We start from the raw sequence: 16,754 nt of genomic DNA, 5'->3' as shown, positions 1-16,754 counted from the left end.
GGTGCGCCAATGACAGCGACCCGCACAAAGCCCATTACAGGAAACACATAAAAGGCGCTTCGAGAGGTGCACAAAGATAGAGACCGACCGTTTCCCTGTCAGCGATCAGAGCTAGTCCGCAAAAGCCAGGTTGCATCTTTGCCGGCGGTCACACTTTCTGGCGGGCGTTCGTAGGATCCCATGCGGGTTCGTCCAATAGCGTGAACGCACGGCGTTCGCCAAGAACTACGATTTCCAAACCTTCGGTCTCCTTAGGCTCCACATAGGCGAACGCAAGGCTTTTGCTGGTGGCATGACCGTAGCCACCCGACGTACAAACACCGACAACCTTGTCACCTTGCATGACAGCCTCGCCGCCATAGATGTCACAATCCGTCGCGGCGACCTCACCATAGACCAGTTTGGTAACGATGCCCTGCTGGCGCACCTTTTCAGTCGCGGCGCGACCGGTGAAATCACCCTTTTCCGGGGCGTAAAACCGTTCGCAATCTGCCTCTATCAAGGTGATCTCGTTGGTAAGCTCTGCCGCAAATCCACGATAGGCTTTTTCCATGCGCAGGCTGTTCACTGCCTGCACTCCGAAATCAGCAATGCCATACGTGGCACCTGACGCCCAGATCGCGTCATAGAGCGTGGCTAAATTCGCCATTGGCGCGTGCAGTTCCCAACCCAATTCGCCCACATAGTTCACCCGAAGCGCCCTTACAGGGATGCCTGCGATGGTGATTTCCTGGCCTGACAGCCATCGGAATGAAGCACTCGTCATATCAGACTCAGTGAGAGGACCAAGCACTTCGCGCGCCTTGGGTCCTGCCACAACCAGCATGCCATAATCATCGGTCACATTGGCTATGACCACATCATCCCCTGCGCCAAAGGCCAACTGATCAAGCGCCTGCCGCTCGGTGCCTGCACCGGACAGGACATAGAAATGACCATCGGCCAAGCGCGTGATGGTCCATTCACCCTCAATCCGACCACCTTCGGACAGAACGTGAGTTAGATTGATCCCCCCCACCTTTTTCGGCAATTTATTGGCCGTCAGACCGTCAAGCAGTGCCTCGGCCCCCGCACCAGAGACCTCAAACTTTGCGAAACTTGAAAGGTCCATAACACCGACACGCTCGCGCACCGCTTTGCACTCAGAAGCCACGATATCGAACAGGTTATTGCGGCGGTATTGCAGCGTTTCCTCGAACCCGTCGGGCGCAAAATACTTGGGGCGCTCCCAGCCATAGACCTCGGTATAGACCGCGCCCTTGGCCTTTAGTGGTTCAAAAAGCGGTGTCACACGGTTCGGGCGGCCTGCGTGTATCTCGCGGCCCGGCAGCGGTGTTTCAAACATGTTCTCATAGTCATCAAAGCTTTTGGCCCGGGTGTAATCTGGATCGGCATAGTCGCCGAAGCGACGCGGATCAATGCTGTGCATGTTGATCTCACTGTCGCCGTGCACCATCCATTGTGCCAGATATTTGCCCGTACCAGCCCCCTGCGCAATGCCAATGGCTGCACCGCAGCACTGCCAAAAATTTCGCAGTCCCGGCGCGGGGCCAACTAAGGGGTTGCCATCCGGCGTATGTGGAATAGCCCCGTTGATAATGCGCTTGATACCCGCATTCGCAAAAATCGGCATCCGTTCCAAGGCCGCCTCAAGCCACGGCGCGATGCGATCAATGTCACCCTCAAAAAGTTCGTTCTCGCTGTCCCATTCCGGGAACCCCCCACGTCCGGCCCAGGCCTCGCGGCTACCGTAATGCTCATAAATGCCGACAAGCCCGGCGTTTTGTTCCTGCCGGTAATATCCTGCGGTGGCCGGGTCGCGCATAACCGGCAGTTCAAAGTCTGCGTCTTTGAACTCTTCCAAGGGCTCAGTCACCAGATATTGGTGCTCCATATTTGTGATCGGCGTTTCGACCCCGACCCATTTACCGACTTCGCGGGCATAACAGCCTGCGGCATTCACCGCATGTTCGCAGGTGATGTTGCCCTTGTCGGTTTGCACTTCAAATTCACCTGATGGCAACACGGTGATGTTCGTCACGCGGGTGTGACGGATGATAGATGTCCCCATTTGGCGCGCACCGGCGGCCATAGCATTACAGGCGCTTGTCGGGTCCACGTGGCCATCCATATTGGTGTAAGCCCCGGCAAGAACACCTTCGGTTTCGATCCAAGGGTTAAGTTCTTTGATCCGATCAGGCCCGATAACCTCCATATGGAAGCCGACATTGGCCGAGAAACCAGCCACATGACGGAACCAGTCCACCTCTTTTTGCGTTGTCGCCAAACGAATGCCACCACATCCATGCCACCCAGCGGGTTGCCCGGTCAATTCTTCGAGGCGCGGGTAAAGCGTGTTTGAGTAATGGTGGATTTTGGCCATGTTGTAGTTGCTGATAAAGCTGGGGCATTGCCCCGCCGCGTGCCAGGTTGAGCCGCTGGTAAGCTCACCCTTTTCAATCAAAACAACATCTTTCCAACCTTCTTCGGCCAGATGGTACGCAAGGCCCACGCCCATCATGCCGCCGCCAACGATGACTACTTTCGCATGAGATTGCATCACAAAATCCTTTTCATCAGGGCGTCACCAGACGCCATTACCTGTCCGCATCCGCGCTTTTGGCAGGATGATATTGTAGTGATCACGCAGCTGCGTGTCGGTATTGTCGGGAATATGGCTGGGATAATGCTCTGCTAATACTTTGCGCACCTCGTCGCGCGCCGCATCCCGTGCATCTCGTCCACCGGCCTCTTCCCACTCGCTGATACTGCGTCGGTCGGCGATCTCGGGGTAAAGGTAATCTGTCTTCATCCGAGCAAAGGTCTGGGGATGGCCCAGATAGTGACCTTCGCCCATCACGACGTCACAGATCACATCGAAATTCAGCGTGTCTTCGTTGACTTCGACCCCTTTGACGGTGCGTAGAATGGCGCCCAGCAGGTCGTTGTCCAATACATAACCTTCAAAGCTGGTGCCCATCAGCGATCCCTGCATTCCTGCAGATTCGTGGATCATCGAGGCCCCTGCATGAGCGGCAAGAGACACCGTATACCCCTTTTCGCCACCAGATTGCATGTCAGGCAGCTTGCTGTCCGTCATTCCAGCGGGCACTGAATTGGGTAAATCATAGAATCCCGCCATCTGTGCGCAGGCCGCAGATAATAAGGCCTGCTCGCCAGACCCGCCTGACATTGCCCCAGTGCGCAAATCGCTGACAAACGGCCAGGTGGCAAAGATACCGCGGCAGTTAGGGTCGATGATATTGCACAGGATCAATCCAGCCAAAACTTCAGCGCAGGCTTGCGCCACGGCCCCGGCCAGGGCAGCGGGTGCGGTTGCCCCGGCTTGTCCGGCGGCAACCAGAAGGATAGGCATACCGGCCTCGACAGCCGCCTCCAGAGCTTCGCAACTTTCTGTCGCAAAGCGCATGGGCGGCACCACGTGGCAACAGACTGCGGTGCAGAATGGGCGCTTGCGAAACGCGCCTTCACCACCAGCCACGGCGTCCAGCATCGGCAGCACTGCGTCAATGCTTGCGCGATCAGTGTAGCTGACGGCGATGGACTTGGTTGTTCCTGCAAGACAGGCATAGGTCGTGTTTATATCCAGATCGAGGATGGATGCTGTGTCCCGTGCCACAACTGAGCGGTGATACCAGTGGATATTGTCCAGCCGGTCAACCAACCGCGCAATGTCATAAAGGTCTGCAACCGTGCTTTCGCGGTATTTGCCGGTTTCAAAATCCAAAATCGTCGGGGCCGCCCCGCCGGTACCTGCATGCACCCGCTTCCCCCCAATTTCGATGTCATGTGTCGGATCGATGCCATGCAGGGTGAACTTGCGTCGGGTACGGGCAATCATGTCTTCGACCAGCGCACGCGGAAACCGCAGGCGGTTGTTATCATCCACCCAGCACCCGGCTTCAACCGCACGGGCTTCAAGACTGGGGGTCACCTGACTTAACCCTAAATCCTCAAGCAGCCGCAAAACAAGCGCATGAATGCGCTCTATTTCTGTCTGCGTCAGAGGTGTGTAATGCCCCCCATGCATTCCGGCTTGGACCGGTGAAACGACAGGCGCACTGCTCGTGCTTGTTCGGCTGCGACGACTGGTCCGACGGCCAGGGGATGTGGACATAACAGGACCTCAGACTAGGGTTCTGAGGCCACTCTGGCAGCAAGCACTGGCAATTCTCAAACAATCATTTCGAATGCATGACATTCCGTCAGATCATACGAAATCGGCCCCTTCCGAGACTTCTTCCATCATCCATTGAAGGAAGCTGGCAACAACAGGGTTGCCTATACGGCCCTGGGATGCGCCAACGTAATAGCTACTGTTTGTTTTCAGTGGTTCGCCAACAGGGCAGACCAGACGCCCTTCGGCCAGCAGGGGATCCGTGATGTAACTCCACCCCAATGCAATTCCTCGCCCTGCTTCGGCCCCTTGCAACACCATGGGATAGCTATTCAAACTGATGCCCCTGCGAACAGGTTGTCCGGACACACCTTGCCGCACCAGCCAAGCCTTCCAGTCAACGGCCCCCCAGATATTGCCGCCGCCCTCAAGGTGCAGAAGTGTCTGATCCAAAACATCATTGGGGCACAGCAATTCAGGGTGGTCCAGCAAATAGCCCGGGCTGCAAACAGGGTAGACCCGCTCTCCGAACAACCGCCTTGCTTCGACACCCTCCCAGCGTCCATCGCCATAAAGAACGGCAATGTCGGCGCCGCCCTTTTGCAGATCGACCTGTTGGTCCGTCGCCAGAACCCGCAGGTCAACATCGGGGTGGCGTGCCGTAAAGCGCTCAAGTCGAGGCATCAGCCAGAAATAGGAAAAAGCAACAGAAGCCGCGACTGTGATCTGTGGCGTCTCGTTGGCGTCGCGCAATTCGCCGACACAATGCGCGATCTCATCAAGCCCGCGCGTCACGGCCTCGAATAATCGACCACCCTCAGGTGTCAATTCAATTGCACGATGTTTGCGACGAAACAGGGATCGGCCCAGATTTTCTTCCAATGCCTTGATTTGGCGGCTTACAGCGCTCTGCGTCAGGCACAATTCATCAGCAGCAGCGGAAAAGCTTTCCCGCCGGGATACTGCCTCGAATGTGTGTAACTGCGACAAGGGCGGCAATGGGTATTTTCGCAAAACGACGTTCCTTCAGGTCTCTCTTGAAAATTTAATACATAGAATTCTGGATTCATGAAATCTCGAAGGGCGGCTCGGTGTATCTACGAGACTGATCAGAAGATGAAAGAGCTGCTCCCGGACAACACGCATTTGCACAACTGGCTCGACATGGCAAAAGACCGCATCGTATTTCAGGGCTTGCCTGCAAGAATCTGCTGGATTGGACTTGGGGATCACCAATCAAAACGAGGTTGGCAGAGTCCCGGACACCGGCTCGGGGTTAAATCCAACACCAATACGAAACCGACATAATACACAAAGCGGTTTTCCCATAGAGCCAGGCCACCAAAGACGAAATCGCGCTGGCCGTTAGCGGACCGGCGCGTTCTGTGGAGTTCGGTTGATTTTCCGCCTCAGGCGGCCTCGTGCATCAGAATCGCAGCCTCGCTTGCACTGAGATTACGACGCGCATAGGCGCCATAGGTGTTAGGATCATATTGCAACTCGGGCAACATCCCCAAAAGCCGATTTCGATCCGAATTTTCCAAGGTCGACAGGGCAGCATTGGCCGGGTGGAAACTCTCGGTTTCAACACCGTTCGCCCAGAGGATTTGATGACGCGTCAAAAGCAGGTGGATATAGGTCACCTCACGGCTGGTGTAATCCACAGCCACCGTTGTTCCATTCACCAACTCTCCGGCTGACACCAGAACTTCAGAAGTATTAAATAGAGCTCTCGCCGCGTGTCCCTCGATCAGCATTCTATGGTTTGGAGACACCAGCAATTCCTGATCTGGTCGTTCAATACCCAAAGCACCCGCCCGAATGCGGATAGGCCGCAATTTTGGCAATGCAAACAGCCGCGCACCGGTCATGCGGCGACTGCCAATCCAGCGAATTTCCTCAGCGCCGTTGTCCTTTGTCTGAACCCGATCGCCTTCGCGAAGCTCTTCCACAAGGCGTGGCCCATCCGGCGTGGCGATCGTCGTACCTGGGGTAAAGCAGATCACACCACCTGTCGCAGGTCCCATTGGGTTGGCCTCAACCGCATCCATTGTATGATGCACCACCCATAGGTCCGCGTTCTTAGGTGGCATATCGTTAAGGAACATCAGCAAAGGTTGGCTGCCTTCGACTTCTATCACTGTCACCGTGTAACTTTGTGCGCCATTCGTCACAATAAAACCGCCCTCAAGAAGCGGTTCATCGACGTCGACGTCATCTAATTTGGTCGCATTACTGACCGCTGCCCCAACCAACCGGCGCACCATGCGCGCCGCTCGTTTGCGGATGTTTGCCTCACCTTCCGCCTGATCCAGCCGTAATAGCTCGGACGGCCCGTCTACACGAACCGCATCTCCATGCCATGACCACACCGCGCCTGTTTCCAGCGCTTGTACTGGTGTAGCTCCAACACCGTCTATTTCTGTCTGTGACCAGGAGATGACAAACGTGCCACGAAAGCCCGTCTTCATTGCCTGATAACCTGCCATTTTATTTTTTTATTGCAAAAACGTTAACAGACCTGATTCGTTCTGAAAAGAGTCCTGTTTGGTTTTTCGGCAGCTGTGTCAGAATTTCACATCAATGTGGATGGCGCCGGTGATCTGATCGTCAGGCTGGCCAACAAATTCTTTGCCAAGCCAGGTCACCCCATAAAACATGGTCCACTTCTTACCCTGCCAATTGAGGCCGGCACGTACGCGGCTTCGGCTATCAGTCAAGCTGTAGCCCTGATCACTGGGCAGATAGGTGCTGTTCCAAACTTTTGCGATATCTGCGCCCAGCACAAAGCTTACACCATCTCTCGACCCTTTGATCCCGCTATAACGAAATCCAGTTACCGGATCTCGCACCAACATGTCGCCGCTTAGCGATAGGCCAAAAGTCAGATCAAAGCCAATCCGAGCAAAGGTTTCCACACCTGCGCGAAGTTCTCCAAAGGGCCGGAAGACACCCTGAGATCCAATAGCGGCACTCCGACCGATTTCAAACGTCGCGCTGGGCCGGACCTTATCACCAATCTGAGCTGCCAAAGTCGCGGCCGAAGGTTCTGCCATATCGAATGCCCGGTGAACCGCGGACTGAATTTGATCGATATTGGTCTGAGGTCCGATCACAACCAGGTCGCCCCCAAAACTCACCTCGTTTCGCCGCGGTGTCAGGAAATGGCTGTGCACTCCGGCCGACCAGGCCCCGGCATACCGTCGATCTCCGGCGGCTGGTGTCACAATGTCTGCGGGCTGCAGAAGCTCGCCCATGAAGCGGTACTCCAGAAGGTCACCAAAGGTATTCGGCAATTCTCCGGTCCATTCCCTGCCCCTGATCACGCTGAGATTTAGGGACGCTGTGCGCCATCGGTCCTTACCGTCACCAAGAAGGTCATTAACCAGCATATGCCCTGTGCCGAGATGAACACGGTCCGCTCCAAAGTTGGGCTCAGAAGTCTCGAAAGACGGCTCAGCCAGCCCGGCAAAAGCTGAAAAACAAAAGACAAATATATTGGTGGTAATCCGGCCAAACATGACACGTCCCCGTAATTGTCCCCCAAGGAAACGTTTAACAGTGGAAATAGTGACTTGGCTAGCACTGTGTCCCTTAAATGCAGGATTACCTTGAAAAGATCAGGTTCGAAACAGCTGGCCGCCTCAATCCGACGTATTCGGCACATTTTTTGCGAAATTCACCACATACCGCAAATCATGAGTCTGGCTAGTCATTAAATGGCCAACAGTTTTCGGGAGGTTCGCCTCGAACTCTGGGCGCCCATTCGCTCGGTTGGTGCTCTTTGGGTCGAATAGGGAGGTGGTAAAGTTGAATTTTGTCACCTGCGATATTTGACTGCGAGGTTGCTCGAGCCACCATTGGCCAACTTAACGCTCAGCCGGGAAGTCGAAATGTTATACCCGGCACAATCGAGCTCAGTGTTGACCTCAGGCCTCCGGATGAATCCACCCCTACCGAGATGAATGAGCGTCTGTGTCAGCTGGTTGGTGAACTGTAAGAATGAAAAGATTTCACGGAAATAAAAATGCGCTCGGTATGGCATTCTCCGGTTGTGGAATTTGATGCTGAACTCGTTGAAACCATCCGCAATGGAGCAATCGGATTGGGTTTAGATCATATCGACATCGTCTCGAGTGCTGGGCACGACGCACTTTTGGAAGCCCACCGCATTCCCACAGCGGTGATTTTCACCCCCTGTCGAAACGGAATCAGCCACAATGAAGCCGAACGTATTAAACCAGAACAGGCTGAGGCGGGAGCGAATGTTTTGGTGGCGGCCGTTCGGCAAGTTATTACCGAATAAATACACCGGTCTCGGCGTATTTTGTCATCGTGCTTTCTCAGCATGTTGGAAATTGTCAGGCATGTGAATGCTGCCATCCGCTCCGAAGACACCTTGCGTTTGCACAGAAAACTCCTGTTCAAAAGCAGGTAAAGGGGTGGTTAACGCAAACAGACCAAAACAAAACATCAGATTTTTCGAAAATCAGTCTCCTTGGATCGCACGCAGAACCGGGTAAAACTGCGTGAAGACGAAATCAGTGTCCGCATTAGCTTCGTGACAAGAATTGCAAGATTTCGCAGGGAAGGTCTGAGCCGTTTCTGCATATGGTTCGCCACTGTGTCCAAAGCTGTAATAGGCCCAACCATCCGGCTCATCGGCGAAGCGTGCGGTATCCTTGACAGTTAACCCAAACCAACAAACTCGCCCTCAAAAATTGTCCGTCGTCATATGAAGTGGGTAGTCAGAGCGGTTTGAGTTTTGGAGTCTCTGGATCGTTTTCGTGATTGATTATGCGGCTTGTTTTTGATGTTGCAAGCGGCGGTGTTTGATTGTCAGTTTCTTGATCTTCTCTCTTTATCGCAGGATAGCTTTGTCGCGACCGAAGCAGACATCGGCAGGTGTGACGTTGTTCAGGCTTTCATGGTAGCGCTGGTTGTTATTGTGGGCGAGGAATGCGCCGATTTGACCTTCAAAATCGCCGGGCAGTTTAGGCCGCCTTATTGGCCTGAAGGCACTGTAATCTTTATCATATAATTAAAAATAGATAGAAGATTCAGACGTTACGATAATGGCCTGTGAGCAAATTTCGGAAGCACCAAAGTCCTGACGAACGAAATACCCAATTGCCTAATTCTGGAGGAAAATGATCAACGATGCCAAGTGATTCTCCCTATTTGCAATTGAACCTTCAGAATAAAACCCGGCGCTATCCAACCGGTTGATACCCGCGCCTGAACTTGGCCTTAGAAGTTGATAAGGCGTTTTCACTTGCCTGACTTTCTGCCTCAAACAAACGAACCAATCTCTGCCCCTGCCCTACCCCAACGCGTCCCCAGCGTTGTGTAAGCAGCCAAGCTGTGGAGTAGGAGTTCGCTTACAACTCATCTGCCAATCGTGTGACCAATGCCCGAAGATTGCGGGAAAGATGGCGCGTTGGCGGATAAAACGAAAAGATCCCGATCTCCTCAGGGGTTTCCCCGGCCTTGATCTCAACTAGTTGGCCTGAAGACAGTGCGCTTTCAACAAAAAACTTCGGTAACCGGGCTATGCCAAGCCCTGCCATGGCAAATCCACTTGCCGATTGACCATCATTGACCTGAATCTGTCCCTTGAGCTTCTGACTAACAAGGCCACCCGCAGTGGAAAACTCCCATCTCGCCCCAGCACCCGGCGCCTGATCAACAATGCACTGATGCTCAGCCAGATCTTCGATGCAGCCGGGCAGCCCATTGAGTTCAAGATACCCAGGCGACGCGACAAGACATAGACGAGTGGAACTCAGCTTACGCGCAATCATCGCCGAATCCTTAGGCTTTGTGACACGCACAGCAAGGTCAAACCCCTCCGCCACAAGATCCACAAGCCTATCGCTGAAAAACAGATCCACCGATACCCCACGGTGTTCCTGCAGAAATCCAGCAATCACCGGCGCGACAAACTCGCGGCCATAGAACAACGGCGCTGCGATGCGCAGGTTGCCTGAAAGCTGCTCATGTGTGTCCAGCCCGACCTGTTCCAGTTCTCGAACATCATCAAGAACTTTCAGGCACCGGGCCAGGTACCCTTGACCCGCGTCAGTGAGACGAACATGCCGTGTTGTCCTAAAAAACAACTGAACATTCAGCCACTCTTCAAGTGCTGCGATGTACCGGCTGAGCGCGGAAGTAGAGATGTCCAGCTGACGCGCTGCGGGCGAGAACCCGCCTTCCCGGGCTACGGCCACAAAGGCCCTCATCATATCCAGTCGATCCATCAATTATCCCACCTATCGGGACAAACTTTCCCGGTTTGCAAATATTATCATCCAATACAGCTTAGTCTACATCAGGGTCAGAAAAACAAAAGACTGAAAGGAAACCCAAAATGCGAATACTCGTCATAGGTGCCAGTGGAACGATCGGCAGCGCCGTCACTGATCTGCTGTCACAAGACCACGAAGTTGTTGCGGCATCGCGCAAAGGCGAAGTGTCTGTCGACCTCAGTAATGCTGCCTCAATCCTGTCCATGTACGACAAAGTAGGCAAAGTTGATTCTGTCATCTCTACCGCAGGCAGCGGAGCATTTGGGCCGCTGGATGCGCTGAGCGACGAGGATTTCACCTTTGGCCTTGGCAACAAGCTGATGGGCCAGATCAACCTTGTTCGCTTCGGGCGCGACTATGTCCGCGACAATGGCAGTATCGTTCTGACAAGCGGCATTCTCGCGGATCACCCGAACACCAACTCGGTCCTCCTGACCACTCTTAACTCGGCCGTTGAGGGGTTTGCCCGCGCCGCGGCACTGGGATTGCCACGTGGGTTACGGGTCAACGCTGTCAGCCCGCCTCTGGTGCGCGAGACCGCGATCAAAATGGGATGGGGAAACGGCGGCGTTCCCGCATCCGAGGTCGCCAAACTCTATCAAATGGCCGCACTAGAACCGGTTTCCGGTCAAGTTGCCAAATTCGGTTAACACGCCCTGCCTTCACCGAAGGGCTCACTCTCAAAGAAAGGATACCAATATAAAACAGAAACTCCTTGGAACCCTGATCGCCGTAGCCATTGCTGGTACTGTGTCGGGTTCTGTATTTGCCGGCGGCGAAACAGTTGAAGACCTCAAGGCCCAAATTGCGACGCTGACGGCAGAGTTGGAAGCTTACCGTGCCGAAGAGGCTCTGATTGAGCACAATTTGTCACTGATGACGATGGCCGATGTGTCCATGAATGCGCGCGACTGGAAAGGCTTCAACAGCGTACATTCCCATGATGTTTGGGTGAAAAGCTCGGATGCGCCGGTCACAACGACAGACCGCGACACCCATCTGGCTGTGGTTCAAAGCTTCGTCAACGCGTTTCCCGATCACAAGATCGAACAGCCCTATGTCGCGTTCATTGGCCAAGGCGACAAGGTCTGCGCCGTGCATCAGAACGGAGGCACCTTCACGCAACCTTGGCACCTGCCGGGCACTGACATCGTGATCCCGCCGAACGGCAAGAACTACACCATGAAGATGGTGACCATTGCGATGGCGAAAGGTGACAAATTGATCGAGGAGCAAATCTTCTACGATATGGCTGACATGGCCCAGCAGTTAGGCCTAAGTCAGTAACCTTAAAAACCAAGGTCACCGGGCGCCAGACACACTAACGCCCGGTGACCTTACATCATCACCTCCGGATCGCGTGAAGGTGAAAGGCTTGTTATTGCCACACCCCGTCGCCGTGAATTGCCGATAAGACCAAAACATACGACAAAACTCTCTCAACTACAGAATTCCCTGAAGGCATTTCAAATTCCCTGTTACGAGATTTCATTTTTCTGTTCGGGCGAAAAACTCCCTGTTATCGCATTGCAGGGAATTTTACGCTGAGACCCGCTAGCTCAGGGCTGCGTCCACTGCCACTTTCCCAAATCAGATCACTACGTATCCAGGAAAGACCGCGCCTGATCTGCGGTTTCGAAAATATGGGTTCGTGCGTCCGAGAATACTTTGTGCAGCTTCATGCGCATAAAGGCGGATCCTGAGTAGCGGCTGACATTGTTATAGAATTGTTCTGTTAGCCCGGCGACCATTCGCGCCCAATCCGCCTCGAGGGCCTCGTCGATCTGAAACCCATCATAGTTCACCACAACATCAACCCGCACGCCCAGCGGCGAACAGGTCTGGCTGACCAATTGTCCAATGCGATCCACTTCGGCTTCGGTGCGCACGCGCATTTTCTCAAAGTTCAGGAACAATTGCCCGGTCTCGGTGTCCACGGCAATCCTGTCGGGCAAATCAAGATGCAACAGATCGGTGCGCAGGCCCATTTCTTTGTCACAGAAAATGCGCGCATCCATTTCACGCAACTCGTCGATCAGCGGCGGTGTGTCCATCCGGGCAAGGATATCGCGGTCCACGTCCACACCCGGCGCAATCTCAACAAGCTTCAATCCCTTGGGTGATAGTTCGAACACGCAGCGTTCCGTGACATACAAAACGGGCTGGCCCAAACGGGCCGCGCGGGCGCCGGAAAAGGTAATCTGTTCAACTGCCGTCAGGAACTTACGGGCAGACCCTTCTCTTACGATGTAGATCGCGCCATCGTGCACCGATACATCAAGCCCCGAAGTGGTGAACGTACCTGCAAAAACCACACGGCGGGCATTTTGCGAAATGTTGATAAACCCACCGGCTCCGGCCAATCGGGGGCCAAATCGTGAGACATTGACGTTGCCAGTGGCGTCAGCCTGCGCCAGCCCCAAGCAGGCCATATCCAACCCGCCGCCATCGTAGAAATCAAACTGGTTGTTTTGCGGGATCACCGCATCGGTATTGACGGCCGCGCCAAAATCCAGACCCGAGGCCGGTTGCCCGCCGATCACGCCGGGTTCCGCCGTCAGTGTCATGTGATCCAACAGCCCCTCTTCGGCACCGACCGAGGCCACACCTTCGGGCATGCCAATACCAAGGTTAACCACGCCGTTCACCGGCAATTCAAACGCGCAGCGCCGCGCAATCACTTTGCGGGCATCCAGCGCCATCGCGGGCATTTCGCCTTCGGGTGGGCGCACGCGATTGGTAAAGGCGTGACTGAACGTTGTGCGATAGGTTTGCAGGTGGTTTTCAGGTTTGGCGACCACCACTGCATCAACCAGAATACCGGGAATCTGCACATCACGAGCGGGCAAGGTATGGGCCCGCGCAATGCGTTCGACCTGTACAATCACCACGCCGCCTGCATTTTTGACGGCCATTGCCTGCGCCAGATTGTCAATGGTCAGAGCCTCACGCTCCATGGTGACATTGCCTGCCTCATCCGCCGTTGTGCCGCGCAACAGCGCAACTGTCAGCTTTTGCGCCGGATAGAACAGCATGTCTTCGCCATTGATCTGTGTGAGTTCAACCTGAGCGTCGGTGCTGATGTCGTTCACCGCGCCTCCCCCCTGACGAGGATCAACAAAAGTCTCGAGCCCGACCTTGGACAGCATCCCCGGTTTGCCCGCTGCGATGTCGCGGAAAAGCTGGCTGATGCAGCCCTGTGGCAGATTCCACCCTTGGATTTTGCCTGTCGTTGCCAGTTTCGCCACCTTGGGGATCAATCCCCAATGGCCGCCCACAACCTTTTTCAGCAGACCTTCGTGACCCAGTCGGTTGAGACCCCGATCCTTGCCGTCACCTTGCCCCGCCGCGAACACCAACGACAGATCACGCGGATGCCCGGTGTCGAGAAAACGGGCTTCGACCGCTGCCAGCAATTCGTCCGGCACGCCAATGCCGACAAAGCCAGATGTGGTGATGGTATCGCCGTCCTGAACAAGGGCAGCAGCTTCGGCGGAAGAGACAACTTTACGTTTCATGCAGCCATTGTGACGACCCCACCCCCGCCGTCAACCGAATGCATCAGCCAGCGACAGTTTTTGGACTTGAAACCCGGCTGACGTGATACGGGTACGGAATTCATCCGCACAGTGCGCCCAAAGGTATTGAGGGTGATCCAGCATAAGGCAAGGCGTCGCAGATGGGCGATTTTCGCAATGGCGTCGTTTTATTTTCATCCTGCCTCCCTATCTTTGAAAGAGCAGGCAGCATCGCCTGTCATTGGGAGGATTTCATGGATACCATTCTTGTTGCAACCGACCTTTCCGAACGTTCGGACCGGGCGATTGAACGGGCTTTGCGCATTGCTTCTGAGCAAAAGGCCAAGTGTCATGTTGTGTCGGTCGTGGACGATGCCCTTCCTGTGGAAATCTCTAACAATCTTGCGGACAGTATTTCCGAGCGTTTGCTTAGCCTTTTGGATGGCAAGGCTCCGGATGCAGATACCGAAGTGACTGTTTTGCGTGGTGAAACAATTGAGATGTTGACGCGGTTTGCTTCGTTGCACGAAGCTGACCTGATGGTTCTGGGGTTACACCGCCCCCGGATTTTCCTTGATGGGTTGCGTGAGACCACAATGGAACGTCTGGTCGCTTCAAGCATGGTACCGGTGCTTCTTGTGACGGACGCGCCGGATGCACCTTACCGAAATGTTCTGATCCCAATCAGTTTTTCACCCGCCTGCGCCGCGGCCATTCACACTGTGAAACAGCTGGCCCCTGTGGCAGATGTCACGGCCTTTCACGCCCTTCACGTCCCTTTTGCGGGCTTAACCGGAGGGGCGGACGATACCGACATGGCCCGCGCTGCGACGCAAGACGCCAGCAAGATGCGGGACCAATGGATGGCGGCAGTCACGCTTCCCGAAGGGACACCCAAGCCTAAGATCGTCACTGGGTCGGTGCGGTTTATGATGGAAGAAAAATTGTCGGAGTTGAAACCCGACCTGTTGGCAATTGGCGCCCACACCCGTTCGGGTTTCGCCATTCGTCGGCTGGGTGGCTTTGCAGCTGAACTGGTCCGTCAGCCACCTGTGGACCTGCTGATTTCACCTTTGCCCCGGCTTTAGACCTCGGCGGGCATATCAACGGTTGGAATCCATGGTTTGATATCGACAAGCGGCGTGCCATCAAAACAATCAATGGCGTCAATTTCCACGACGCCATTTTCCATGTCGATGCCGGTAATCCGCACGGCCGACATGGCCAGAGGATTCGGGCGAACAGGCGAGCGCAGAGCAAAAGTACCCCGAGTGCCTTCTACGTGCCGCGGGGCCTGCCGGATCAGATCACGACGCGCGTGGTTCATCCAGTAAATCAGGATCACACCCTGCCCAACCTCTACCCCCTCAAGGCCGGGGGCGAAATCCGGTTCAAGCTCGATCCGTGCGGATTGACCGCTTTCACGGGCCGCCCGGACGTTCTTGGGGCAATTGCCTTCGGACCATGGTGTGCGCAGCTTACCAATGAAACGCACCAAGGCGTCCTGACGTTCGGCGGGATCAAATCCCAGTTCGACCTCGCCGGGACGGGTTGCAAAACGATCTGACATGATGTGCCTCGTAAGCTGCCAACAGAGTTGGCGAAACCACAGAAGTCACCGCCAATTGCGCCGCATCAAGACGCGCATTGCACGACTTGTCAAAGGCCAGCCGCGCTTTTGGCCAATCCGTCGCAGTCCAGAAACGTTAGCTCGCCAATTTCATCGGCTGCGCCAGTGAGAGAAGCTCGCCAATCCGTCGGCCTGTGTCGATCATCCGGTTGGAAAACCCCCACTCGTTGTCATACCAGCTGACCACACGCACCAGACCATCCTTTGTCACCGTTGTCTGTGCGGCGGCAAAACAGGACGAATGCGGGTCGTGGTTGAAATCAATCGACACCATCGGGTCTTCTTCATAGGCCAGAACGCCAGCCAATTCACCTTGGGCGGCTTGCGCAATCGCGGCGTTGATTTGCGCAGTTGTCACCTGTTTTTCCGGCACAAAGCTAAGATCAACCAAAGACACATTGGGCGTGGGCACGCGAATTGCAGAGCCTTCGAGACGGCCTGCCAACTGTGGCAACACAAGTGAGATTGCCCGGGCTGCGCCGGTTGATGTCGGGATCATCGACAGGGATGCCGCCCGCGCCCGGTAAGGATCGCGGTGGCTGGTGTCATGGCTGGGCTGATCCCCAGTAAATGAGTGAATCGTCGTCATATAGCCGGTCTTAATCCCAAACGCGCGATCCAGAACCAAAGCCACCGGGGCCAGACAGTTGGTCGTACAGGAGGCATTGGACACGATGTGATCATCCGCTGTGAGATCGGCGTCATTCACCCCAAAAACCACAGTGCGGTCCACATCCTGACCGGGTGCAGAAATCAAAACCCGTTTCGATCCGTTTTTCAGATGCAAAGCTGCCTTTTCACGGGTGGTAAAAAGGCCTGTGCATTCATAGGCAATGTCCACGTCACCCCATGGCAAATTTTCGGGTTCCCGGATGGCCGTAAGACGAATGGTCTTGCCAGCAACCTGAAGACTGTCTCCGGCAACCTTAACAGAACATTTAAGACGGCCATGAACACTGTCGTATTTCAGAAGATGCGCGATTGTTTCGGCTGGCGCCAGATCATTGATCGCCACCACTTCGATGTCGTTCGCGCCGCTTTCGAGCAAAGCGCGCAAAACGCCGCGACCGATCCGTCCGAATCCATTAATTGCAATTTTAAGTGTCATTTTCTTATCTCCGCCTAACCCGCCACAAGATCAATTCCCTAGTGTGGCTGAC

General features: G+C 54.9%; 14 protein-coding genes and 3 pseudogenes. 5 read left to right on the top strand and 12 right to left on the bottom strand.

Going from position 1 to position 16,754, the window contains the following annotated elements:
- Positions 1-148: 148 nt before the first annotated feature.
- The 3 genes from BUC32_RS02050 to BUC32_RS02040 form a co-directional block, all read right to left on the bottom strand.
- Positions 149-2,560, bottom strand: coding sequence for an FAD-dependent oxidoreductase (locus tag BUC32_RS02050; protein ID WP_073248901.1), 2,412 nt, complete (start codon positions 2,558-2,560; stop codon positions 149-151).
- Positions 2,561-2,584: 24 nt separating this feature from the next.
- Positions 2,585-4,138 (bottom strand): trimethylamine methyltransferase family protein, encoded by a 1,554-nt coding sequence (locus tag BUC32_RS02045; protein ID WP_073248899.1) that lies wholly within the window; start codon positions 4,136-4,138, stop codon positions 2,585-2,587.
- 93 nt (positions 4,139-4,231) lie between these two features.
- On the bottom strand, positions 4,232-5,152 hold the full coding sequence (locus tag BUC32_RS02040; protein ID WP_073248897.1) for a LysR substrate-binding domain-containing protein: 921 nt from the start codon (positions 5,150-5,152) through the stop codon (positions 4,232-4,234).
- An 81-nt stretch (positions 5,153-5,233) separates the two neighbouring features.
- Between BUC32_RS02040 and BUC32_RS02035 the strand changes: the two are divergent.
- Positions 5,234-5,425, top strand: a pseudogene (locus BUC32_RS02035) (hypothetical protein); the annotation flags it as partial.
- Between the two features lie 122 nt (positions 5,426-5,547).
- Here BUC32_RS02035 and BUC32_RS02030 read toward each other — a convergent pair.
- Complete coding sequence (locus BUC32_RS02030) at positions 5,548-6,609, bottom strand: Hint domain-containing protein (RefSeq protein WP_073249226.1); 1,062 nt, start codon at positions 6,607-6,609, stop codon at positions 5,548-5,550.
- A gap of 96 nt (positions 6,610-6,705) precedes the next feature.
- Positions 6,706-7,659 carry a lipid A-modifier LpxR family protein gene (locus BUC32_RS02025; RefSeq protein ID WP_073248895.1) on the bottom strand — a complete coding sequence of 318 codons (954 nt, stop codon included), beginning with the start codon at positions 7,657-7,659 and terminating at the stop codon, positions 6,706-6,708.
- 506 nt (positions 7,660-8,165) lie between these two features.
- Here BUC32_RS02025 and BUC32_RS02020 point away from each other — a divergent pair.
- A complete protein-coding gene (locus BUC32_RS02020; RefSeq protein ID WP_073248893.1) occupies positions 8,166-8,444 on the top strand; it encodes a M20/M25/M40 family metallo-hydrolase in 279 nt (92 codons plus the stop codon).
- A gap of 183 nt (positions 8,445-8,627) precedes the next feature.
- Here BUC32_RS02020 and BUC32_RS02015 read toward each other — a convergent pair.
- From BUC32_RS02015 to BUC32_RS02000, 4 genes and pseudogenes are all read right to left on the bottom strand, one after another.
- A pseudogene (locus BUC32_RS02015) lies at positions 8,628-8,774 on the bottom strand (cytochrome P460 family protein); the annotation flags it as partial.
- A gap of 159 nt (positions 8,775-8,933) precedes the next feature.
- A pseudogene (locus BUC32_RS20890) lies at positions 8,934-9,131 on the bottom strand (IS3 family transposase); the annotation flags it as partial.
- Between the two features lie 220 nt (positions 9,132-9,351).
- On the bottom strand, positions 9,352-9,495 hold the full coding sequence (locus tag BUC32_RS21195) for a WGR domain-containing protein (protein ID WP_083599206.1): 144 nt from the start codon (positions 9,493-9,495) through the stop codon (positions 9,352-9,354).
- Positions 9,496-9,519: 24 nt separating this feature from the next.
- The gene (locus BUC32_RS02000) at positions 9,520-10,398 is read right to left on the bottom strand and encodes a LysR family transcriptional regulator (RefSeq protein WP_073248891.1); all 879 of its coding nucleotides are present in this window, start codon (positions 10,396-10,398) and stop codon (positions 9,520-9,522) included.
- 110 nt (positions 10,399-10,508) lie between these two features.
- Between BUC32_RS02000 and BUC32_RS01995 the strand changes: the two genes are divergently transcribed.
- Both BUC32_RS01995 and BUC32_RS01990 read left to right on the top strand, forming a co-directional pair.
- The gene (locus BUC32_RS01995) at positions 10,509-11,096 is read left to right on the top strand and encodes a short chain dehydrogenase (RefSeq protein ID WP_073248889.1); all 588 of its coding nucleotides are present in this window, start codon (positions 10,509-10,511) and stop codon (positions 11,094-11,096) included.
- 100 nt (positions 11,097-11,196) lie between these two features.
- Positions 11,197-11,733, top strand: a complete 537-nt coding sequence (locus tag BUC32_RS01990) for an ester cyclase (RefSeq protein ID WP_073248887.1) — start codon at positions 11,197-11,199, stop codon at positions 11,731-11,733.
- Between the two features lie 311 nt (positions 11,734-12,044).
- On the opposite strand, the gene BUC32_RS01985 is transcribed toward BUC32_RS01990, so the two are convergent.
- Complete coding sequence (locus tag BUC32_RS01985) at positions 12,045-13,964, bottom strand: acyl CoA:acetate/3-ketoacid CoA transferase (RefSeq protein WP_073248885.1); 1,920 nt, start codon at positions 13,962-13,964, stop codon at positions 12,045-12,047.
- Positions 13,965-14,218: 254 nt separating this feature from the next.
- Between BUC32_RS01985 and BUC32_RS01980 the strand changes: the two genes are divergently transcribed.
- Complete coding sequence (locus tag BUC32_RS01980) at positions 14,219-15,052, top strand: universal stress protein (protein WP_073249224.1); 834 nt, start codon at positions 14,219-14,221, stop codon at positions 15,050-15,052.
- On the opposite strand, the gene BUC32_RS01975 is transcribed toward BUC32_RS01980, so the two are convergent.
- Both BUC32_RS01975 and gap read right to left on the bottom strand, forming a co-directional pair.
- Positions 15,049-15,534, bottom strand: coding sequence for an SAM-dependent methyltransferase (locus BUC32_RS01975; RefSeq protein ID WP_073248883.1), 486 nt, complete (start codon positions 15,532-15,534; stop codon positions 15,049-15,051). The genes BUC32_RS01980 and BUC32_RS01975 overlap by 4 nt on opposite strands.
- A gap of 136 nt (positions 15,535-15,670) precedes the next feature.
- Entirely contained in the window at positions 15,671-16,702 is a 1,032-nt protein-coding gene (gap, locus tag BUC32_RS01970) for a type I glyceraldehyde-3-phosphate dehydrogenase (protein ID WP_073248881.1), read from the bottom strand.
- Positions 16,703-16,754 lie beyond the last annotated feature (52 nt).

Origin of the sequence: Shimia gijangensis, from assembly GCF_900142085.1 — a bacterium.
In the GTDB taxonomy this organism is placed as follows: domain Bacteria; phylum Pseudomonadota; class Alphaproteobacteria; order Rhodobacterales; family Rhodobacteraceae; genus Shimia; species Shimia gijangensis.
The sequence above is the reverse complement of the archived record's forward strand: the minus strand, read 5'-3'. Positions and strand labels throughout refer to the sequence as shown.

What these genes read in the sequence shown, in the direction of transcription:
- BUC32_RS02050 (WP_073248901.1), bottom strand. Translation starts at nt 2,560, where the DNA reads ATGCAATCTCATGCGAAAGTAGTCATCGTTGGCGGCGGCATGATGGGC.
- BUC32_RS02045 (WP_073248899.1), bottom strand. Translation starts at nt 4,138, where the DNA reads ATGTCCACATCCCCTGGCCGTCGGACCAGTCGTCGCAGCCGAACAAGC.
- BUC32_RS02030 (WP_073249226.1), bottom strand. Translation starts at nt 6,609, where the DNA reads ATGAAGACGGGCTTTCGTGGCACGTTTGTCATCTCCTGGTCACAGACA.
- BUC32_RS02025 (WP_073248895.1), bottom strand. Translation starts at nt 7,659, where the DNA reads ATGTTTGGCCGGATTACCACCAATATATTTGTCTTTTGTTTTTCAGCT.
- BUC32_RS02020 (WP_073248893.1), top strand. Translation starts at nt 8,166, where the DNA reads ATGCGCTCGGTATGGCATTCTCCGGTTGTGGAATTTGATGCTGAACTC.
- BUC32_RS02000 (WP_073248891.1), bottom strand. Translation starts at nt 10,398, where the DNA reads ATGGATCGACTGGATATGATGAGGGCCTTTGTGGCCGTAGCCCGGGAA.
- BUC32_RS01995 (WP_073248889.1), top strand. Translation starts at nt 10,509, where the DNA reads ATGCGAATACTCGTCATAGGTGCCAGTGGAACGATCGGCAGCGCCGTC.
- BUC32_RS01985 (WP_073248885.1), bottom strand. Translation starts at nt 13,964, where the DNA reads ATGAAACGTAAAGTTGTCTCTTCCGCCGAAGCTGCTGCCCTTGTTCAG.
- BUC32_RS01980 (WP_073249224.1), top strand. Translation starts at nt 14,219, where the DNA reads ATGGATACCATTCTTGTTGCAACCGACCTTTCCGAACGTTCGGACCGG.
- BUC32_RS01975 (WP_073248883.1), bottom strand. Translation starts at nt 15,534, where the DNA reads ATGTCAGATCGTTTTGCAACCCGTCCCGGCGAGGTCGAACTGGGATTT.
- gap (WP_073248881.1), bottom strand. Translation starts at nt 16,702, where the DNA reads ATGACACTTAAAATTGCAATTAATGGATTCGGACGGATCGGTCGCGGC.